We start from the raw sequence: 19,700 nt of genomic DNA, 5'->3' as shown, positions 1-19,700 counted from the left end.
ATGTGCCGCTTGCGGCCCTTGACCTTCTTGCCGGCGTCGAAGCCACGAACTCCGCCGCTTTCGGTGGCCTTCACCGACTGGCTTCTCTATTCGGCGGTTTGAAGTCAAGCGCCTCCTGGTTCTTTTTCGCTTTTCCGGCATTGGACGTCTTTCGCGGGGCCTTGCTTCTTTCCGAGATCGGCGCTCTGGCCCTGCCCTCTATGGGGATTCAGAAGAATGGGTGGAACAATCTGTCGAGCGCCTTGATTGCCGATGATGGGCAATCGAGCCAAGCCAATCGACGAACTCACCTCATTCTCGTCCCGCGAAGGACAGCTTTTCCACCGGTGGGTGGAACTGGTGTCCCCGTCGGGGGGCGACGTTTATCAATTGTTCAGCCGGCGACCGGCATCATTTCCGTCCTGGTCCAGCGGAACTGTGTGCCGTCGCTCCAGATGCGATGCATGATCACCGCCAGCCGGCGGGCGAGCGCAACGATGGCTTTCTGCTGGCCGCGCCGCTTGGCGACGTCCATCGCCCAGGCCTTCAGCCAGGACCATTTCGTCACCCGCGTGAGCAGCGTCTGCGCGGCCTCGTAGAGCAACGTTCGCATCATGCCGTCGCCGCATAACGAGATCCCGCCCACCCGGCGGCTTTCGCCCGATTCATGGAGCGCCGGCGTCAGGCCCAAAATCGGACCGACCGCCTTGGAGTTGCGGAAGCGGGCGGGGATATCGATTGTCGCGGTGTAGGCCAGCGACACGACGGGGCCGACACCGGGGATCGACATCAGCCGACGGCAAACCTCATCATCCCGGACGATCGCCAGAAGCTTGAGGTGCAGGGCGGCATAATTCTGGCGCAGCTTGCGGCGCGCGTCGAGCAACGGTTCGATGATCTCGGCCAGATCGGGCATGCCTTCGGTGAGCTCGCGGATCCGCTCCTCAAACTTGACCGCACCGACCTTGCCAACATTGAGACCGAAGTTGCGCAACAGCCCGTGGATGTCGTTCTCGATGGCAATCGCCTTGTCCTTTAAGAGCTTGCGCGCCGTCAGCAGCGCCCGGCGCTTCTGACTCGTCAGGGTCTTGACATGCACCGGGCGGAACAGATTGACCCGCATTATCTGCGCGATCCCGCGCTCCCGCGTGGCGCTTTCTCGCGGTGCGCTCGATCGGCGCCTGATCTTGTGCCTCTACGGATTGGGCACGAATGCCGGTCTGAAGCGCGTCGCGGCCGGATACGCGGATGTCAGCTACGAAGAACTGCTTCATGTCGGACGGCGCTTCATCCATCGGGACACGCTGGAGGCAGCTTGTGGGCGCGTCGCCAGTGCGACGCTGGCGATCCGCAACACCGCCATCTGGGGCGAGGCCGGCACGGCCATGTCAGTCCGCAACGTATTTGAGAATGACAAAGCATATGCCGTGCCAAACGATAAATCGGTTCGGAACAATACGGTAGCTCGAACGCAGCTGTGTCGCATGTCCGACCTCGGCGAACGCTGTGTAGCTTTTGTTGCCACGGCTGTATGGGAGCGCAGAGGTTTGACACGAGGCCAATTACGCGGCAAGGATTTGGAATTGCTTGGCCAGGGATGGATTTGGATTGTAGGCGAAGCTCGCCTTGTTGCTTACGCATCACGTGAACCATTTCGATACCCGTTTAGGATGTTCGCGTCTGATGCTGGTGATTTGAAGCCGAGCATCGGCCGGATGCGGCGATGAGCCTGTTCCGATCCGGTTATTCAGGTATTTACTCTTGCGGATCCGGATAGGCGTCAGCCGACGGCGACGGATCGTCTCGTAGGAAATGACGATGCCGCGCTCGAGCAGCATTTCTTCGAAAATAATGCAGGCTCAGCGGAAATCGATAATTCAGCCACCGCGTGGGCGATGATCTCGGGTGGGAACCGATGCCGTTTGTAGCTGATCTGCAAAGTGTTCATCCCCGCATCTATCGCAGCGATCCCTGACAAGCGGCTACGGTGACAACGCCCGGCTGAGCCTGATGGTCGATCAGCGATAGGTCTCGACATGGAGGATGCCGACGATCTGGTGGACCTCCTGAACACCGCAGACCTGAAACGCAGGGTCGCCGTGGTGACTTTTGATCGGAACCTGATCAGAAAGGACGCGAAAAACCGTCCGAAACTCACTGGTTATAGCTCGGATGTGGACCATCAACTTGGTACCTTTCCAAACTTGATTTCTTCGTTTGGTGACCCATAAGATGGCCGCTTGGGGTTCTGCACGCGAGGATTGTGATGAAATCTCAAGCGGTCTATAAGCCCGTGGCCACAGCGGCGGTGGACGCGGTGATCGGTCCCCTCCCGATTGGCAGCATCGTATCAGTCCGGGACACGATTGCGGCAGTCCGCAAAGCTGATCCCGATTTGCAAGTGACCGACTGTGAATTGGTCGAGACCATCATGGACTTGGCCACGCTTCACGGTCAGTTCGTGCAGTTCGACCTCAGGGGGCCCTGATGCTCCTCGGTTTTTCTACTCTCCGGTCGCCATTAAGACCGGTCCGTGGCGGTGTCCGGTGCAACATGAGCCACGTTCAGGGGGCCAAGGAACAGCTTCTTCAGTGGCCCAATAGAGGCCTATCTGGCGGCAGATGCCTGCTTAGCCGCTATTGACCCCCCACGAGATTTGAAAGGCGTTCGTTGGGGCCGCTACGGAGGCAGGGATGCTACTCCTCGATCGCTAGGAGTACTCTGAGTACCTGTCACCCCCGCTCATGCCACTCTCCGCGCCGCGCCAGCGGTCGGATTAATGGAACCAGCCGTCGGCCCGCACGTTATGTCGCGTCGATGCAAAGGGAGGCAGCAACAAGACGATGCTGGTCGGCTCCGTGGCCGAGGCGTCCGAGCACCCGCCTGGCAACAGGGCATATTGATGGACAGAACAAAAGGCCGCGCGCATGACTGGCTGGACGCCGCCGCCGGCCCATGACACTGACGACGATGCAACCGACCGCCGTTCTTGCGCGTTTGTGAGCGTCTGCCGCGCCGAACCAGTGGGCACGATGAAAACCGGAGTACCGCTGCTCATAGCGAGGGCGCCTAACCAATGCTTCTCGCCGGCGACCGAGGTGCCAGATATCACTTCGACTGGGCTGCTTGCGGCGCAGGCCCGGGCGTAGTCCAGCCCAAACTTCCTGCCCCAGCCACGGATCCTCTGTAAGCGCTATTTTCGCTGCGCGTTGACGCGGGCGCTTTCAAGGGATGGCCTTCGAATTGGGAACGGTATCTGGTCTGATCAGGCTGCTGTTGCTTTGGCGAAGTTGAAGGGCAGCAGATCGTAGATATCAGCGTCCTCGTTGCGTTGAGGCAATTCAGTGAGGACGTGGCGCAGTCACGCTAACGGCTCGACGCCACAGGCGCGGGGCGGATGCGGTGTGAATCCGGCTGGCCACCCAAAGATGAGCAGCCAGCCAGAAAATTCACTTCAGCTTCACGACAATCCCTCCGGCCGACAGATTGAGCTTCAATCCCGACGTGGTCGAATGGAAATGCACGATGACGCCATTCTGATTTTCGAGTGCCACGACGCTGCCGCCGCCCGCGAGTGTCGCACCTGCGCCGGCCGCGACATAGGTTCCGGCGACATCCTCGACCTTCTTCAGATTGTAAACGGTTCCGGCGCCGTCAATTCGCTCGGCTCCGATATCGATGAAGGTCAATCCCGAAACGGTGAAAGGATAGGATTTACCCTCGAAGTTCAGGGCTCCGGCACCCCACGTGTAGCCAACGCCAGCAGCCACGCTGCCACCGGAAAATGTCATGGTTGCATCGGCGGGCCTCTGAACTGCTTCTGCTGTCGCAAAGAAGGAAATTCCGATGAGGGAAAGTACGGTCAGACAGATAAGACCAAGTCGTTTCATGTGAGTTCTCCTTTTTGGCGGGCGATTGGAATCTGTCATCGGTGACATCGCCCCTTGTTAATTCACGTCAAGCAAAGGCGGAATAATCCGTTTTTTTATCCTGGCTCCCCTATCCTGGCTCCGAGGAAGGGGTACCCGCTTCAGCTCTCGGCACCGGGGGAGGACACGAGGTGCAATGCAGCAGCGGCGGTGGCGACTCCCCTTGGGCGACGGCTCGGACCACGATCTTTGCTGGTGGGTTATCACCTTAACTCGCGTTCAGGGATTTGCGGCATAGACCGATGGCATGAACACCGCGACCGTCAGCTACAAGCACCATCGTTTCCCGCCGCAGCCATCATTAGCGCCCCGCCGCTCACAGAATTGCTACGCGGCCTGAGTGAAGGCCGCGAGGACTTGGAAGGGATCCTTCACTTTCCACTGCTGCGCTACGGAGCCATTGAAAGAATAGGCCCACACGGGGCTCCCGGGCTCAGGCCTTCGATCTCGGTCGTCGATAACCAGGGAGGTGTCGGCGAGGGAGGTGATGTAGCCTGGACGCACGAGGAGGTTCCACTGCTGGGACTTTGTCGGCGTGCCCCTATATTCGGAAAGGACAAGCGGAACCTGGTGGGCAATCTTCCCGTCCTTGAAGTCAAGGGCGAGGGTCTTGCCTCCCGCATCGAGCAGAATGACATTCTTGCTCAGCTCAATATTCCAAATGAGCGTGGCGCCTGATCCGCTGAGGGGCCAAAGCCCCACAGGGGCGCCGATGATCTGGTCATTCACGCCCAAGCCGCGGCCAGTGTCCGCCTGCCACTGGATCACTTTTTCTGACATAACGTTATCCTTTCTGGAGTTGGAAGCCCTTGGGGTTTACCATAGAGGATTACTATCATGGGTGACGTTTCCATTAAGGATTCTGAAGCCTATTTCACCATTGTGTAATAAGCGTAATATTTGGGCGCGTATTCTATTCTGGAAGGCGTTGGTGGTGGATCATTTTTCAAGGGTTTGCCGATAGGCAGGCGAGATCGCCAACGACATGATCTTCGCCCGACGCCCTACAAACACTATGCCAGCCGCCATCACCGAGTCGCGAAGGTGAAATTAAAGGTGATAAACTGTCCGGAATACGAGGCGGGCTTCGGCGGCGCGGCAGTCTGACGCTGTGGTTGACAGAAGAAGCCTTCGCCAGTTGGCATGCGCCGTGAAGAACGACCCGCGGCGCCAGCCCCGCTATTCCGATCTCGCCATCGAGGCGGCCTTGACACGGGGATGCGTGTTCGGGCTTCGTCTGCGCCAGAGCGAGGGATTGACGACCTCGCTGCTCGACCTGATGGGCCTTGATCTACCGGTTCCCGATCACAGGACGCTAAGCCGCCGGCGCAGATATGGAAACGATCGGCCAAGCGGCAGCGGCATCCCGAGGACGGTCCGCTGCATGTGCTGATCGATAGCAGCGGTTGAAAGTCTACGGCGCAGGCCAATGGCTGGAAGACAAGCCGAAACGGCCGTATGTTCCCATTTGTGCAGGCTTTTTCCAGGATGTCCCTTGCCATAGTGCCTTGCGTCGCAGCGTTGGCATCGACGATTATGCGTCCGATAGCGGGCAAAGCGTTACGTGTCATCTTCGCTCAGACGGGTCTATACAATTGCGATAGACCCCGGGAGTGATGGGGGCAATCCCGGTCGCGCTTGGCCGGGTGGCCCCATCAAGACAAGATCCATGGTCCGATAGTGGCATAAATCAGCCGAACGTCTGCGATGACAAAAAAGGCTGCGAGAACGCCGTCGATCCATCGCTGCGCTTTCTGATAGACACGCGAAACCGATGGGAGCGAAAACACGATCGCGTATCCCCCGAAAATCACCACGGCCAGAAACGCACACCCCAGCATGATGACAAAGGGCATGTAGACGGGCGTACCCGGCTGCAACCCGAGAGAAATTGTTGCAATCCAGCCCATGATGGCCTTCGGATTGGCGATATGCAGGGCGATCCCGCGCCGATAGATCTTGCCCAACTCCGTGCGGGACAGCGCCGCCTCCGGCGTTGCAGAAAGGTCTTTCCCGGCAAGCGCGGAGCCGGCAAACCGTGCACTGAGATAGAGCAGATAGCAGCCTCCGATGAACTGGATGACATTGAGAGCACTCGGCCAGGCTTTCAATACCGTTGCAACGCCGGTCGAGGCGAGCACTGCCCACATCCAGGAGACAGAGACGACGCCGGCAGCCAGTGCAAGCGCTGCGACACGGCCCCGGCTCATGGCAGTATTCATGATGGCAAGATTGCTCGGCCCTGGACTGGATGCGGCCAGAATGTAGGCCGAGAACGCCATTATCAGGGGAGTGCCCACCGAGGGATCGATGATCATGGCTATCTGCTCATCTGAATAGGCTGATCACATCGGCTGGAAGCTGCTTTAGCACTGCCAAAACCTCTGACCGCGCGTCCTCGGAAAGTGACCTGATGGGCAGGGAAGGTGAAGCATGGCAGATCTCCAATGCCTCCGCCAAAGCATAGACAACCCGCAGGCTGGAATACCGTTTAAACAGAGCCCAGAGCGGCTCGAGGCTGGCATTGATCCTGCGCGCCTCGGCCGCATCGCCCCTTTGTGCAGCCCTGACGATCTTCAAACAGGCATCGGGAAGAAGTCCGCCAATGACACTGTACCAGGTATCCGCACCTGCAATCATCGCCTCGGTGCACTGCGCGTCTCCACTGTAGCCGATCGAAAAGCCGTCTGGCACCTGTGAGCGCTGGTCCTCCAGATGGCGCTGGGTTTCGGCCGGGCCAAAACCGGGGTTTTTGATGGCGACGATCCCGGGCACCCGAGACAGCCTTTCGACCAAGGCGGATGAGAACCGAAAATGCGTTGTTCCGGGATTGTCATAGATGCAAATCGGCAAACCGGATTCCAATGCGACTGTTTGGAAATGCTCGAACACTTCATCCTCGGTCAGAGGTGCGTACGACACTGCAGACAGCAAGCCGGCTGTCGCACCGATCGCTTTGGCATCCTTGGCATGTTGCACGGCTTCGTCCGTCCTCAGCGCTCCAATCCCGACCAACAAGGGAATATCAGCACCGACTTTATCGATGGCCACCTCAATTGCGCATTGGCGCTGTTGGCGCGACAGGAACATGTAACTGCCCGTGCTTCCCAACAGGCCGATAGAATCGACCTTTGCCTCCATCAAGCGCGCAAGAAGTTTTTCCAATGCGGGCTCATCGATATTACCGCCGCGATCAGCGGGAGTGATGGGAAAAGCGGACAAACCGCGCAGGAAAGTCATTGTGTCTCCAACTCTTTGGCCGTTGAACTGTAAGCCGACGGTCCGGCGTTGATGTCATTTACATTGCCAACTGGCCTTGGATAACTTACCGCCTGAATGAACTTAAAAAGCTTATCGGGACACAGTCGGGCCTTGCTCTTTGGACCGGGGCCCCGGCCAGTGTGGTCTCTTGCCGCCGACCGCAGTTACCACCGATTGCCTAGTCACCAGGGTCGTGCACGACCTGGCGTGCCATTTCCCCCCGCACCATGGTTTGGCGTTCACTTCGAGACAACCGCTTCTGCCATGCACGCATCACTTTCGGCCCACGATTGCATCGTTAAACATCGCCACCAATGCCACCTTCTGCATTCGACGACGTTGTCACTCCCATCCATCTTGTCCGAAATCCTTCATGGATGAACGGTGAGGAATGTCGCAGCCTGACAGGAAACCATTATGAACAATGGTGGCGGGGGTGCTAGCGTCGGCAATGGGCGGACTGAATATTTCAGAATGAAGACAAGGTGTAAAAGAGCGAATACATAACGACATAAACATTTCGTTATGCGATATTGACAAAGTGCGGACCGCTGTGATTGTCTGCGGGTTGTGGTTCTCCGCACGGCGCTGCCGGAGCGGAGCTAAGAGGGAAGCCGGTGCGATGCCGGCGCTGCCCCCGCAACTGTTAGCGGCGAGCCAACCCCACTCATGTCACTGAGGCGAATACCCTCGGGAAGACGGGTAGAGGCTATGACCCCGCGAGCCAGGAGACCTGCCACGGCGAATTACGTCCACGGGCGGGGTGTCTCGGTGGCCGCTGCAACCCGGCGTTGATGCCGGCCTGCTAGCGCCTTCCTTGTCACCGACGCCCCAACCATCGGGGTATGACATGACTGTCTCTCAGCAAATTCCTGTAGCAACGCTCGGCGTGCCGCGCTTCGGTCGTCGGCGAGAACTGAAATTCGCGCTTGAAAGTTACTGGTCCGGAAAATCTTCCGCCGCCGCCCTTCTCAGGACGGCGAAGGCGCTCCGTGCCGCTAGCTGGGAGGAGCAGCACGATCGCGGCGTGTCGAAAATCCCGTCGAACGACTTCTCGCTATACGACCATGTGCTCGACACCGCAGCCATGGTCGGCGCCGTTCCATCCCGTTACGGCTGGAATAGCGGCGAGGTCCCACTTGACATCTACTTCGCAATGGCGCGCGGCAACCAGGGTCAGATGGAGGGTTGTGGACACGCTGGTCACCAGCAGGCGGCTCATGGGCCTGATGTAACCGCGATGGAAATGACCAAGTGGTTTGACACCAACTATCACTACATTGTGCCGGAACTCGACGATGATCAGACGTTCGCCCTCTCGTCAACGAAACCGGTCGATTACTTCCTCGAGGCCAAAGCTCTCGGCATTCACACACGCCCAGTCATCCTTGGACCCATCACCTTCCTCAAGCTGGCGAAATCACCTGCCGAAGGGTTCGGTCCCATCGCGCTCCTATCGCGGCTGCTGCCCGTCTACGAGCAACTTCTGCAGAGGCTGAAGCTGTCGGGAGCCGACTGGCTGCAGATCGATGAGCCAGCGCTTGTCCTCGATCTGAACCCGAACGAACGAGCTGCGTTCGAATTCGCCTATGGACAGCTGTCGAAAGCCGCGCCCGAGCTGAAGATCATGCTGGCTACGTATTTCGGGCCGCTGGGAAACAATCTCGAAACCGCGGTTTCTCTGCCCCTGGCTGGGCTGCATATTGATCTCGTGCGCGCTCCCGAGCAGCTGGAAACGGTGGGTCGGCTCGCTCCGAAGGATCTGGTGCTCTCGCTTGGCTTGATCGATGGCCGCAACGTCTGGCGTGCGAACCTGCCCGCCATTCTCGACCGCATCAAATCGATCGTCGCCGGCTGGCCCTTGGACCGCGTCGAGATCGCGCCTTCTTGCTCGATGCTGCATGTGCCGATCGACCTGCGCATGGAGACGGAACTCGACGCCGACATCAGCTCGTGGCTCGCCTTCGCGGCCCAGAAGACCGACGAATTGGTGTTGCTGGCCCGGGCCCTGTCCCAAGGCAGAGATGCGGTGGCTGGCGCGTTGAAAGCGTCTGCCGAGGCTGCCGCCACGCGCGTGACATCCACGAGGATCCATGACCCGCTTGTTCAGGGGCGGATCGCCAGCATTGACGATAGCATGAAGCGACGAGAGAGCGCTTTTGCCGAGCGCTCCAGAGTCCAAGCCGGCTCACTCGGGCTGCCGCCGTTCCCGACGACGACCATCGGGTCCTTCCCGCAGACGCCGCAGGTACGCAAGGCGCGGGCCGCTCATGCGAAGGGCCAGCTGAGCTATGTCGACTACGAGACGTTCCTGAAGAAGGAGATCGAGGCTGCAATTCGCTGGCAGGAAGAGATCGGGCTGGACGTGCTGGTGCACGGTGAGTTCGAGCGAAACGACATGGTACAGCATTTCGGCGAGCAGTTGTCCGGCTTCGCGCTCACCCAGCATGCCTGGGTACAAAGCTATGGGTCGCGCTACGTGCGTCCCCCCATCATTTTCGGCGACGTATCGAGGCGCAATCCGATGACAGTGCGCTGGTGGCAATTCGCCCAGTCGCTTACGGAAAAGCCTGTTAAGGGAATGCTCACAGGCCCAGTGACCATTCTCAACTGGTCTTTTGTTCGCGACGACGTACCCCGCTCCGAATCCTGCCGCCAGATCGCGCTCGCCATCCGCGACGAAGTGACGGATCTCGAAAGGTCCGGCGCAAGGATAATCCAGATCGATGAGGCCGCGTTTCGCGAAGGATTGCCACTGCGCCAGTCTGACTGGAAAGTCTATCTCGACTGGGCTGTCGAATGCTTCCGGATCGCTTCAACGGGTGTAAATAACGCGACTCAAATCCATACCCACATGTGCTATTCGGAGTTCAACGAGATCATCGACGCGATTCCTGAAATGGATGCGGATGTCATTTCGATTGAGACCTCGCGCTCGAAAATGGAGCTGCTGGACGCCTTCACGAGCTCCAAATATCCGAACGAAATCGGTCCCGGAGTCTATGACATTCACTCACCACGCCTCCCGGGAGTCCGTGAGATTTCGGATCTCGTCATGCTTGCCCGCGAGCGACTGTCGGATGCCCAACTGTGGGTAAACCCGGACTGTGGCCTCAAAACACGTAAATGGGAGGAGGTCCGCCCTGCCCTCATGAACATGGTCGCTGCAGCACGTGCGCTCCGGGAGAAAGCGTAGGCCTGATGCTTCTCCTTCCTCACCATGACGTGAGTTGCCGGCTGCCGCATGTCGGCCGTAAATGTGCCAATACGCGATCACATCCTTTGAAATAAGTCACTCGAGCGAGAATGAGCACTTCCCTTCGGCACGTAATCGCGCAGGAAATATCAATTTGGACGATACGCTTTAATATCGGCTCCTTCGGAACATACAGGCCGCGCCGCTCGGAAAATCGTACATGCGTCTTTCTTAAACTAGACCGCCTGTCGCGTTCGCTCAGGTGGCGACCTGCGCGTCTGTCCGCTTCCCCAGTCGATTAGCGCAGACTACGGGTCGAGGTGGCAGGATTCGGATGTTGCCAGCGTCCCGCCAATTCGGAAAATCGGTAAGGCCTTGACCCTCGCCAGCGCCCGACTTAGCTTCTATAAGCAACTTGCGTAGGGATCTGGTGTGCAGCCCGATGACATCGAACTCATCCTGGACGCGGATATTTCAGAGGATCCATGCCTCCTCTTTGACGTGGTCACGCCCGATGGCGTGCTTCAGCTCTTGGGCAACGTGGAGATGGGCAGTAATCATCTTGTCGTCCGTGACCTGCATATTGGGGGCGATGCCGAGGTCCAGTGGGGATGGTCCAAATTACGCAAGCTCGGTCGAGTGATCGCGGAGAAGCTTAATGTCGGCTACATCGAAATCATGGAGCGGTTCGGACAACGGGTGCGAACCCGGGACGTCGTCCTGGTGTCGTCAGGCTCTCCCGTCCGACTGAGCCTCAGTTTTCTTCACGGCGCGAATACTCCTGAGGCCGCCCGGATTCTCGTCAAGAGACAGTTGCCACTGAGGACGGCCCACGCGATACTCACGGAGATGGTCGATCACGGCAAGGCGTTCGTGACGGTTCCTTGCGTCGACCACCTATTGGCACTGAAGAATGAACTGTCGTCCGCAGGCGTGATCGCGAAGGTTCATGCGCCGCGGCCGATAAGTGTTCGCGAAGTCCGGGATCGCACGAAGCTCTCTCAGGAGGTATTCTCGGTGAGGTATGGCCTCGATCTGGCAACGCTTCGAAACTGGGAGCAAGGTCGCTCGAAACCGGATGTAGCGGCGAATACTCTCCTTTGGACCATCGCCCGGAATCCGGAAGCAGTCGAAGAATCGCTGGACATGGAGGACGGAGTGGCTCCCCCATCGCCCTAAGGGGGGCCGGTCACTCCGGCGCGCGGCTATTCGGCCGCCAGCGCGATGGCTGGCCGCCGCGCGGTATCGACAGCGCGCGAGCGTCATGCGTCAGACACCTTCCTTGGCATGTCGCACGCCAGATCCCACACATGATTCCATCGCAACGAGCTGGTGACGGAAGCAGTGTCTGCACTTTGGAAACGAGCCATTTGCTTCTCATGGACGTCGCGATCGTCTCGTCCCAGTAAAAGTCGCAATCATTGTCAATTGCGATGTTTCTCGATCAGCTGGGCTTTATTTTCCTAAGATCTGCATTATAGGCCGGGGTGTTGTCGCCGTTTCGGCGGGTAAGATGGGATAGGCGACCTCGGGTGCCTTTCCGGTCAGCGAGTTGAGGAAGGCAACAAGCAGGTCGACTTCTTCGTCCGCCAGTACCACGCCAAGCTGGGTGGTTCCCATGATGGCAACGGCCTGTTTCAGATCCCAAACCTTGCCCGAATGAAAGTATGGCGCGGTGAGTGCAACGTTGCGCAGGGGCGCCACGCGGAAAACATAGGAATCGTCGGCTGCATTGGTGACCGCAAATCGGCCCTTGTCTTTTTCCGGCAGGACCTCGGCGCTGGGCTGTTCCACGAGGCCGAATGGGAAATAGGCTTGCCCACCAACGTTGATGCCGGCATGGCAGGACGAGCAGCCTTTGTTCATGAAAAGCGCCAGGCCCTGTTTCTGTTCGGGAGTCATGGCAACCTCATCACCATTCAGGAAGCTGTCGAACGGGGCCGGTGTGACCAGTGTCGCCTCGAAGGCTTCGATCGCCTTGGCGAAGTTGTCGAAGGTGACCCGATCCGCTTCAGCCGGAAAAGCTGCATCGAACCACTCGACATATTGCGGCATGGACTTGAGCGTGGCGATGACTTGGTCCGGTGTATTGGCCATTTCGATCCCGGCTTGGACCGGTCCCTTCGCCTGAGCCTTCAGGTCTTCGGCACGACCATCCCAGAACTGAGCGATGTTGAAGACAGCATTCAGTACAGTCGGCGCGTTGCGCTGTCCTTTCTGCCAACCATGGCCGATCGAGGTTTCGTGATTGTCGTCGCCGCCGGTGGCCAGGTTGTGGCACGAGTTGCACGACAAGACGCCTGACACAGAGACGCGTGGATCGAAGAACAGTGCCTTGCCGAGAGCGATCTTTTCCGGGGTGATCGGGTTGTTGGCGACTGCCGGCGTGGTGGATGGCAAAGCCCTGAAGGTCGCCAATGCCGCATCTCTGAGGGCTGTGGGGATCGAATCCGCAGCAAAGGCGGTGGCTGCCAGCAAGGGGACAGCCATCATATTGAATAGGATTTTCATAAATGGTCTTCCTGCGTCGTGCACGCAGCCACTATGCGATCTGCGGCTCATGAACGCCCTGAGCTAGATCAGCTGAGGGAGAGGACCGGGGTCTGACACCTGTTTTCGCGGCTGAGCTGGGACCCTCTTGGAAGTGATCGCTCTTCTCGATTGGACTTCAGGGAGGAGGAGTATCCCTGCTCGGCAACCGTTTGTATGCATCAAAGCACGCCCTGGGGGCGGCTTCGTAGATTCGGTCACTGCGATCTTCCCGCCATCGTTGAGAAAGTCGATAGCATCTGCAAGACTGGCAATCTCTTGCACGATGTGCGCTGCACGCCTTGCGAAAAGTGAGCTTCTGAAACCTCAGGGTTCATTCGTTCCTCCTGACCTGCTGATTGCGTGAATTGACCTTATCGACACCCGCCGACTGCACATTGTGATGTCACCAGCGATGGCGGTTTCAGTACCTAAGCAGCGACGGTCTATGCGACAGTATGGATGTCCTATCGGAATAGCCGGTCCGCCTTGTCGATCGTCACACCGGCATATAGCTCCGCTTCTACGAACATCCCATCACGCGATGAAAGACATGGCAACACGCGCAGTATTGCCAATCTAGAGTCTTGTGCCGGCGCGGCGCTTGAGCAGATCCACCGGCTGTAACTGCCTCACACCTTGATCCACAGATCCTCGGAGATAACCACGTTGTCGTCATCATTTGACGGACGCGGGGCATTGGCCCATAAGCGAGCCACTGCAAACTGTGCGGTTGCCAATGCGTAATGAAGTGAATTGGAATGATCTTCGGTTTGCGAAACACGCACGTCCAACGCAGCTTGCGTTGACAGAGGCGGTTTTACGCGCAATAGCACTTCCGCCGGCCTATTTTTGTGGAGTTCAATTGTGGTTCGGCCAAGGGCGCGGGGCGCCGGACCGGCGCCGGTAAACCTCATTAAAGAGAGAGAGACCCTGCATGGAAGAATTCTTACCGCGCATCGCCACTGGTGCCGGCATCGGCCCGGCTCTCGCAGAGAAGGGCGTTGGGTTAATGCTGGGTTTCCTGCAAAGCCACGCGGCCGACGGTCCCGTTGCGCGCATGATCGAGGCCATTCCGGGAGCTTCGGAATTAGTAGCGAAGTATCATGGCGACGACCCAGAGGGTGGCGGCCTTATGGGGCTCGGCCAGCAATTGATGAGTGAGGGTCTCAGCATGGCAAAGATCGCCGGCCTCGCCAACGAGACGATCGCCTGCGCCAAGGAACATGCCGGCGACGAACTCGTGGACGAGGTCCTCAATTCCGTTCCTGGCCTTCCCCAGTTCGTCTGATCAGCGGCAGCCGGGGGCGCATGACCTCGTGCGCCCGTGCCGGCCCGTCTGCGCAGCAGGCATTCTCCGCCGAGCGTTCCGTACCGATCTCGCCAGACCACCGACCGCCGGGCACGCCAAGCGAGCGTTGGAGTACTTCATTCGTCTGTTCCAAAATCGACCTCAGGCGAATCGATGTGTATAATTTCCGGCGGTAAGGGTTTATCCTGAACGCTTTCGATGAAGCCCGCGAGATAAGCAAACGTATTGTATTTCTCGAGGACCAACCGCTTCGCCTCTCTTATTGCGCCGCGACGTTCCTTCCAGAGGTCCGAGTCGATGATTTCTTGAATTTTTGGGATTACGTTCTTGTCCTCTGGGTCAATCAGAACCATAGAGTCCGAAGGGAAGAACCTCGTGATTGCCGGGCTGCCGTAATAGATCGGCATTGTTTCAGCAACGAAGCAGTCCATAAGCTTCTCTGTAAAATAGTAATCAGCACGAGTATTCTCGAACGCTATACTGTAACGGTAAGGTGCGAGTGCGTTCCATTTATCTCCAATCAGCCGAAAACCTCGGCCGAACAGGTCAAAATCGAGCTCCTTTCTCAGCCGTTCCAGAAACGCCAGCCGATATCGATGTCCTTTAAGCAGGGCGATGTCACTGGTAATCCATGAGAGCCGAAGCGGCTTATCCACGACTTCGCTGACCAGAAGTTGGTCATATGTCTTGTTTACAGACCAAGACCGAGTGATAGGTGGAGACAAAACGAATCGGCGCGTTGCATTCTGCCGAGCAGCCAGCTCTGCGTCACACGTCAGGACGATAGTATTTTTCCCCTGCCCTTCATGAAACGCGCGATGAGCTTTCGTCGGCGGTTCGCCGATTGCAAAAATTGTCCTGTTTGGGCTCGCCTCGATATCAACAGGGAGCCCAAAAAGAGAAGCAGAGTTAAAGACGATATGCCAATCGGGCACGAAGGATGTCGTGCGAACAAAAGCGACATTGTTCCAGATTCCACTGCCCTTTGGAGTGAGATGGTGGATTGCATCATCCAAAACGCCCCAAGAATCTAGACATGTAGCAACAATGGGCGCCGGGCGTTCCGTCAACAATTTGGCCGACAAAGAAGTTCCACTCCCTTCACTCGCGAAGGTACTCAATCGCCATTCCGGATTGCGGTAACATTGGGCAGCATAAACCTTCCGGGACCCGCTGTCGAGGCAATTGTCGCTTTGCACTTGGCTAGGTTCTTCCTCGCTTTGTGCGGTGATCAGGCCGGCTGAGTGGCAGCATGCGTGCCCTAATGAGTTCGCAGCCCGCTCTGCCTACATGGTACGTTTAATCGTCTTCAGGCGGTTGATCAGCCCTTCCGCCTGGCCGTTGCTCCACGGTAGTTCAATGGCATCGCGAACGGCGTCAGCGTCACGGCGTAGGACCCGACCGAAACGCGTGATGGCGACGAACCCGGAGTTGACGCCACGTCGATCGAAGTGTCGAGCTTGCCCAATTCACAGGCCCCGCAAATGCCGCGGAAGCGCATGGCAAGCCTGCGCATAGTGGCAAACTCATGTGATCCCTGCTTCAGGACGTCGACCTTTGTGGCCTGGTTGATCGTCAGCACATCCCGAGGCTTCGTGCAGAGGGCCGGGGCGACTACCGGCGAGATCACACGGCCGGTCGCGGGATTCCGTATGGGACAGCGTCGCTGGCTGGTTGACGCGTATGATTGAAGCAGGCGACGCACTGTCCTTGCCCGGCCTCTCGGCGCGGCGCCAGCTTGCGAGAAGCCGCTCCAGATTCGAGAAGCTGCCCGTGTCGCCGCGCTGTTCGATATCGTGGAACAGGTGTCGTCCGCAGCAATTGCCGTCCCTCGAGGACCGGCTAAGAAACGCCTCGAAATACATTGATGTCCTTGGTTCCAGCGGCGGTTCCCAGCCCCTTAGAAGAGCGGCTCACCGGGCGATGAACTTACATTTGGCCATTGCCAATGAACGTCCATCGTCCCTGACGCCCACCAGCAAGCGATCACGATCCCTCGATTTCACAGTCCAAAGAAGTAGAGCGAGACAAAAATAGCGCGCTTAGCCTCGACTACTAGCAACTTCGGCGCAAAGTTACAGCCGGGACGCGCCACGCACCACGGCAGGGTCGCCAACAACGAGTGGCTCAGCGGTCACGACGGGAAATATGGCGCATCGATGTCGCTTCTGGACGAGCATTGGCAATAACGCTGTCGAGACATTGTTGCTTTCAGCGGCAACCGGCCCTATGAAGCGACGCTTCGCTGATTATGTTTCACCGCCTGGAGAGTTTCATGACAGAAGAAGCCGGAAAAAACGTCGACACCCTCATTGAGCTTGCCGCCGATGTCGTGTCGGCCTATGTCTCCAACAATCCGATCCCGGTGGGGGATCTCCCTGCCCTCATCGGCCAAGTGCATGCGGCTCTGAGAGCGACGGCCGGAGGTGTCTCTGCGCAAGAGCCGGTTGCCCTTACGCCTGCAGTCCCGATCAGGAAATCGGTGACACCGGACTACATCATCTCCCTTGAGGACGGGAAGAAATTCAAATCGCTAAAGCGTCATCTGTCGACCCACTATGGGCTGACGCCGGATGGATATCGGGCCAAATGGGGCCTGCCGGCGGATTATCCCATGGTCGCGCCGAACTACGCCGCGGCGCGCTCGTCATTGGCCAAGACGATGGGGCTCGGCCGCAAACCGAAGGCGCCGGAAGCGCCGGAGCCTGCGCCGACGAAGCGAACCCGCAAGAAGGTCGCGGCTTGATTTCGGCAATCGAGGTTCGTTCTGGAGCGTTGCAGCCATCGGCTTAATCTGCGCGTCATATAAAAAGGCGGGGCCAACCCCGCCTTCCTTTCAAACAACTTTGTTTCATGAGGAATTCGCGACGCCTGCAGCAATCTGCTGCCCTCAGTTTTTGCTCGGTCCCATCGAGCGGCCGTGAGGACCTACGTGCCTACTCTTGCCAGGACGCAGGAGAAAATTTCAACCAGCTTTGCTGAGGCTGCCAGCGGAGGACTTGCCAGTGCGGCGATCCTGCTCGACCTCATAGTTGATCTTCTGGCCGTCAGCGAGGGTCGAGAGGCCCGCGCGTTCGACAGCGGAAATGTGGACGAAAACATCCGGACCGCCATTGTCGGGCTGGATAAATCCAAACCCCTTGGTGCTGTTGAACCACTTTACCGTTCCAGTCGGCATATACTTGTTCCTTCTTTTACAATGCAACGTGGGCAGGCCATTAGGCCTGTCCGAGTCATAGCCGAGAGTTGGGCGCAGCAAAAAGCGAAAAATTGTTAAGCCCCGATCAGGTGGCGCACTCCATTGTGGGCGTAGCCGCCAGCAAGCACTGTCCTACACTACCGCTCGAGCGTGGCCGGAAGCGCCCAATTTCTTCCAACGCTCCTCAGCGCCACGTCGATGGCTCGTGTTTGGAGGCGCGGGGCGTAAGGCCGACCGCTGCTCGTGCCGCCAGGTCAAAGGCCGGGTAGTTCACGGAGCTGCCTTCGTGCATAACACCTTGGGAGCGCCTTGAGGAGTTTCGAGTTGGATTGTTTCAAGAGGGTCGAGGGGCTGATCGATGCGACCAGCGTGGAAGCGATCGATAGCGCGCGCGTTTTGCTGGACCAGTTCAAGGGCAAGTCAGAAACAATCGCCCAAGCGATTGACGACTTCCTGCTTGATTTCATGACCTTGCTGTTTTGGTAGAAGCCACCCGCGAGCAGTTCCACAATCCGGCGAGGCGGTTAGCGCGCATCAGATTGAGCAAGGTCAGGCTGTTACTCACGCGATGCTCTTGACCTAAGCGACCACTCCGCCAGGCATGCATTTGCAGCCGAACGCACCAGGCGGTATTTTACGCACATGAAATCAATCGCGACCGCTAAATTCTGCTGTTTGGTGCCCAGGGACGACGGCAAGCGCGGACAGCTTCCGTGCTGCCGTCCTGCAGCGGCAAATGTGCTGCATGCCCCCATCCAAGGCGAGCTCGACGTTTGTTTCTTACGTTGACCAAGGTCCCGCGAAAACACTCCCCCTTCCCGCAGCAACTCATCACGTTCAACGGCCTCGCGGCAGGCCATCACGCCAGAAGAGAGCAACGGCATCGTTTTTCCCGCCCAGTCCTACGACCTCGTTTTCCAGCACCTCGCGAATGTCGCCACTCGCCGTTTTTTTAATCAGGTCCGTCTTCGCGCGCGAGATGGCTCCGCGCCCACTTAGCTACGCTGCTCACGCCTCTACCATTCAGCACCGCCCGGTCTGACTGTCGAGACATCGGTCCGCTGGAGCGACCACATCTCAAATCTAACCGTCAGTGCAGCGGCCTTCGAAGCGCATCCTGTACCCCTCCCCGGCAGCGCGCCTCATCGTCTTCCAAAGGAAGAAGATACTCTCAGCCGTGCTCGCGTCGTCTTCAGCCCTGTTCGATGCCCACAATGTCGGATGCGCAACATGTCAGAGCCCGACTTGTCCACATGCCTCGAATGTTTTCTGATCTGGCACGGTGCATGCGTGGTCGCCCGCAAGACGTCGCGGACCAAGGAAAATCCCTCCAATGACCACCTCACCAGAAACACCGCCGCAGGTCTCCTGGGTCCAGCCGAAGATTAGGCTCGAGTAAAGGCCTGGCCCCATAATTCATCTGGCTCGGCGCTGCCCGCCGATCCTCCCACCGGGAGGCGAAGACGCAGCGCGTTCATCGAAATGAGGAACAAATCACTTTGCCTCCAACCTTGCCTTTCCAACCGGAGCCATCGATCGCCCCTCTGGCTGCGCAAGGCGTTCACTGCCACCGCCCTGGCCCTGGTGACGACCACTCCGGCTCTGGCCGCCACCCACGGCGGCAAGATCGCGGATTTCCTGCTCGACAATGGCATGGAAGGGTCGACATCACCGCGCGCCAATCGTCACTCATATGGTACAAGGTCGGCAGCGCCGACGAAGCCACCCGGCAAATCCGGACTTGCCCATTTCCTCGAGCGTCTGATCTTCAAAGCGACTACCAACCGCGCCGACAGCGAGTTCGACCGAGCGGTCTCAGTCAGCGGCGGCTACAATAACGCCCTCACCGCCTATGGCTCGTTTTGGGCGAGATGATGGGCTTCGAGGCCGATCGCATGTTCAACCTCATCCTCAACGAGAATGATCAAGACCGAGCGAAACGTGATGAGGAGCGCCGTTGGCGCAGAGAGACGAACCCGCAGGTCTGCTGGACGAGGAGGTCAACCGACATTGCGGCCGAATCAGCCCTACCGCATTCCGGTCAAACGACCGGATGCAGGAGATGGAAAAGCTGAACGGCACCGACGCATTCACGATCTACAATAAATATTGGCGACCGAACGACGCGGTGGCCGGCACGTAGAACCAGGCGCTGGCCGCGAAGACCTTTGGCAGGGTTGTGGGCGGGGCGGGCCGCCGCCCGCGCCACCCCCCGGCGGGGCCGGCGGGTGAGAGCGCGCCGGCCAGGGGTTAGAGAGAAAGGTTTTGGACTAGCCCCTAGGGCCCGGGGTGGGG

At 58.5% G+C, this 19,700-nt stretch carries 15 protein-coding genes, 7 pseudogenes and 1 riboswitch; of the genes and pseudogenes, 10 read left to right on the top strand and 12 right to left on the bottom strand.

The features are described from left to right. Positions 1-373: 373 nt before the first annotated feature. A pseudogene (locus NKH57_RS30585) lies at positions 374-1,117 on the bottom strand (IS110 family RNA-guided transposase); the annotation flags it as partial. Positions 1,118-1,121: 4 nt separating this feature from the next. Between NKH57_RS30585 and NKH57_RS30580 the strand changes: the two are divergent. Beyond that, positions 1,122-1,364: pseudogene (locus NKH57_RS30580) on the top strand (Tn3 family transposase); the annotation flags it as partial. Between the two features lie 177 nt (positions 1,365-1,541). Here NKH57_RS30580 and NKH57_RS30575 read toward each other — a convergent pair. Both NKH57_RS30575 and NKH57_RS30570 read right to left on the bottom strand, forming a co-directional pair. Next, positions 1,542-1,772, bottom strand: a pseudogene (locus NKH57_RS30575) (IS6 family transposase); the annotation flags it as partial. Further along, positions 1,770-1,927: pseudogene (locus NKH57_RS30570) on the bottom strand (IS6 family transposase); the annotation flags it as partial. The pseudogenes NKH57_RS30575 and NKH57_RS30570, both read right to left, overlap by 3 nt. 318 nt (positions 1,928-2,245) lie before the next feature. On the opposite strand from NKH57_RS30570, the gene NKH57_RS30565 reads away from it, so the two are divergent. Further along, positions 2,246-2,467 (top strand): hypothetical protein, encoded by a 222-nt coding sequence (locus NKH57_RS30565; RefSeq protein WP_352608298.1) that lies wholly within the window; start codon positions 2,246-2,248, stop codon positions 2,465-2,467. Positions 2,468-3,244: 777 nt separating this feature from the next. Here the strand turns inward: NKH57_RS30565 and NKH57_RS30560 are convergent. The 3 genes and pseudogenes from NKH57_RS30560 to NKH57_RS30550 form a co-directional block, all read right to left on the bottom strand. Next, positions 3,245-3,370, bottom strand: a pseudogene (locus NKH57_RS30560) (transposase domain-containing protein); the annotation flags it as partial. 58 nt (positions 3,371-3,428) lie between these two features. Further along, the gene (locus NKH57_RS30555; RefSeq protein ID WP_352949872.1) at positions 3,429-3,869 is read right to left on the bottom strand and encodes a hypothetical protein; all 441 of its coding nucleotides are present in this window, start codon (positions 3,867-3,869) and stop codon (positions 3,429-3,431) included. A 366-nt stretch (positions 3,870-4,235) separates the two neighbouring features. After that, positions 4,236-4,688 carry an RICIN domain-containing protein gene (locus NKH57_RS30550; RefSeq protein WP_352949870.1) on the bottom strand — a complete coding sequence of 151 codons (453 nt, stop codon included), beginning with the start codon at positions 4,686-4,688 and terminating at the stop codon, positions 4,236-4,238. A gap of 264 nt (positions 4,689-4,952) precedes the next feature. On the opposite strand from NKH57_RS30550, the pseudogene NKH57_RS30545 reads away from it, so the two are divergent. Next, positions 4,953-5,353 (top strand): annotated as a pseudogene (locus NKH57_RS30545) (transposase); the annotation flags it as partial. Positions 5,354-5,563: 210 nt separating this feature from the next. Here NKH57_RS30545 and NKH57_RS30540 read toward each other — a convergent pair. Together NKH57_RS30540 and NKH57_RS30535 are read right to left on the bottom strand one after the other, a co-directional pair. Continuing rightward, positions 5,564-6,226 carry a LysE family translocator gene (locus tag NKH57_RS30540; RefSeq protein ID WP_352949868.1) on the bottom strand — a complete coding sequence of 221 codons (663 nt, stop codon included), beginning with the start codon at positions 6,224-6,226 and terminating at the stop codon, positions 5,564-5,566. Positions 6,227-6,236: 10 nt separating this feature from the next. After that, positions 6,237-7,148 (bottom strand): dihydrodipicolinate synthase family protein, encoded by a 912-nt coding sequence (locus NKH57_RS30535; RefSeq protein ID WP_352949866.1) that lies wholly within the window; start codon positions 7,146-7,148, stop codon positions 6,237-6,239. Between the two features lie 575 nt (positions 7,149-7,723). Beyond that, positions 7,724-7,924, top strand: a riboswitch (cobalamin riboswitch). A 95-nt stretch (positions 7,925-8,019) separates the two neighbouring features. Between NKH57_RS30535 and metE the strand changes: the two genes are divergently transcribed. After that, positions 8,020-10,365 carry a 5-methyltetrahydropteroyltriglutamate--homocysteine S-methyltransferase gene (gene metE, locus NKH57_RS30530; protein WP_352949864.1) on the top strand — a complete coding sequence of 782 codons (2,346 nt, stop codon included), beginning with the start codon at positions 8,020-8,022 and terminating at the stop codon, positions 10,363-10,365. A 432-nt stretch (positions 10,366-10,797) separates the two neighbouring features. Further along, the gene (locus tag NKH57_RS30525) at positions 10,798-11,544 is read left to right on the top strand and encodes a helix-turn-helix domain-containing protein (protein WP_352949862.1); all 747 of its coding nucleotides are present in this window, start codon (positions 10,798-10,800) and stop codon (positions 11,542-11,544) included. Positions 11,545-11,820: 276 nt separating this feature from the next. Here NKH57_RS30525 and NKH57_RS30520 read toward each other — a convergent pair whose 3' ends face one another. Then, on the bottom strand, positions 11,821-12,876 hold the full coding sequence (locus tag NKH57_RS30520) for a cytochrome-c peroxidase (RefSeq protein WP_352949874.1): 1,056 nt from the start codon (positions 12,874-12,876) through the stop codon (positions 11,821-11,823). 955 nt (positions 12,877-13,831) lie between these two features. On the opposite strand from NKH57_RS30520, the gene NKH57_RS30515 reads away from it, so the two are divergent. Beyond that, a complete protein-coding gene (locus NKH57_RS30515) occupies positions 13,832-14,185 on the top strand; it encodes a hypothetical protein (protein ID WP_023737108.1) in 354 nt (117 codons plus the stop codon). Between the two features lie 137 nt (positions 14,186-14,322). Here the strand turns inward: NKH57_RS30515 and NKH57_RS30510 are convergent, their stop codons facing one another. Together NKH57_RS30510 and NKH57_RS33940 are read right to left on the bottom strand one after the other, a co-directional pair. Next, a complete protein-coding gene (locus tag NKH57_RS30510; RefSeq protein WP_352949860.1) occupies positions 14,323-15,327 on the bottom strand; it encodes a glycosyltransferase family 10 domain-containing protein in 1,005 nt (334 codons plus the stop codon). An 82-nt stretch (positions 15,328-15,409) separates the two neighbouring features. After that, positions 15,410-16,089, bottom strand: a pseudogene (locus tag NKH57_RS33940) (transposase); the annotation flags it as partial. A gap of 392 nt (positions 16,090-16,481) precedes the next feature. Here NKH57_RS33940 and NKH57_RS30500 point away from each other — a divergent pair. After that, positions 16,482-16,952, top strand: a complete 471-nt coding sequence (locus NKH57_RS30500) for a Ros/MucR family transcriptional regulator (RefSeq protein WP_023685635.1) — start codon at positions 16,482-16,484, stop codon at positions 16,950-16,952. Positions 16,953-17,171: 219 nt separating this feature from the next. Here NKH57_RS30500 and NKH57_RS30495 read toward each other — a convergent pair whose 3' ends face one another. Further along, entirely contained in the window at positions 17,172-17,384 is a 213-nt protein-coding gene (locus NKH57_RS30495; protein ID WP_284283370.1) for a cold-shock protein, read from the bottom strand. 345 nt (positions 17,385-17,729) lie between these two features. Between NKH57_RS30495 and NKH57_RS30490 the strand changes: the two genes are divergently transcribed. From NKH57_RS30490 to NKH57_RS30480, 3 genes are all read left to right on the top strand, one after another. Next, on the top strand, positions 17,730-17,891 hold the full coding sequence (locus tag NKH57_RS30490) for a hypothetical protein (RefSeq protein WP_352949856.1): 162 nt from the start codon (positions 17,730-17,732) through the stop codon (positions 17,889-17,891). Positions 17,892-18,989: 1,098 nt separating this feature from the next. Continuing rightward, a complete protein-coding gene (locus tag NKH57_RS30485; RefSeq protein ID WP_352949854.1) occupies positions 18,990-19,280 on the top strand; it encodes an insulinase family protein in 291 nt (96 codons plus the stop codon). Positions 19,281-19,362: 82 nt separating this feature from the next. Continuing rightward, on the top strand, positions 19,363-19,548 hold the full coding sequence (locus tag NKH57_RS30480) for a hypothetical protein (RefSeq protein WP_352949852.1): 186 nt from the start codon (positions 19,363-19,365) through the stop codon (positions 19,546-19,548). Positions 19,549-19,700 lie beyond the last annotated feature (152 nt).

The organism is Mesorhizobium sp. M1050, assembly GCF_040318715.1.
Classification (GTDB): Bacteria; Pseudomonadota; Alphaproteobacteria; order Rhizobiales; family Rhizobiaceae; genus Mesorhizobium.
The sequence above is the reverse complement of the archived record's forward strand: the minus strand, read 5'-3'. Positions and strand labels throughout refer to the sequence as shown.

Excerpts from the sequence above, each read along its gene's own strand:
- NKH57_RS30540 (WP_352949868.1), bottom strand. The coding sequence starts at position 6,226 with ATGATCATCGATCCCTCGGTGGGCACTCCCCTGATAATGGCGTTCTCG.
- NKH57_RS30520 (WP_352949874.1), bottom strand. The coding sequence starts at position 12,876 with ATGAAAATCCTATTCAATATGATGGCTGTCCCCTTGCTGGCAGCCACC.
- NKH57_RS30550 (WP_352949870.1), bottom strand. The coding sequence starts at position 4,688 with ATGTCAGAAAAAGTGATCCAGTGGCAGGCGGACACTGGCCGCGGCTTG.
- NKH57_RS30495 (WP_284283370.1), bottom strand. The coding sequence starts at position 17,384 with ATGCCGACTGGAACGGTAAAGTGGTTCAACAGCACCAAGGGGTTTGGA.
- NKH57_RS30500 (WP_023685635.1), top strand. The coding sequence starts at position 16,482 with ATGACAGAAGAAGCCGGAAAAAACGTCGACACCCTCATTGAGCTTGCC.
- NKH57_RS30515 (WP_023737108.1), top strand. The coding sequence starts at position 13,832 with ATGGAAGAATTCTTACCGCGCATCGCCACTGGTGCCGGCATCGGCCCG.
- metE (WP_352949864.1), top strand. The coding sequence starts at position 8,020 with ATGACTGTCTCTCAGCAAATTCCTGTAGCAACGCTCGGCGTGCCGCGC.
- NKH57_RS30535 (WP_352949866.1), bottom strand. The coding sequence starts at position 7,148 with ATGACTTTCCTGCGCGGTTTGTCCGCTTTTCCCATCACTCCCGCTGAT.
- NKH57_RS30565 (WP_352608298.1), top strand. The coding sequence starts at position 2,246 with ATGAAATCTCAAGCGGTCTATAAGCCCGTGGCCACAGCGGCGGTGGAC.
- NKH57_RS30555 (WP_352949872.1), bottom strand. The coding sequence starts at position 3,869 with ATGAAACGACTTGGTCTTATCTGTCTGACCGTACTTTCCCTCATCGGA.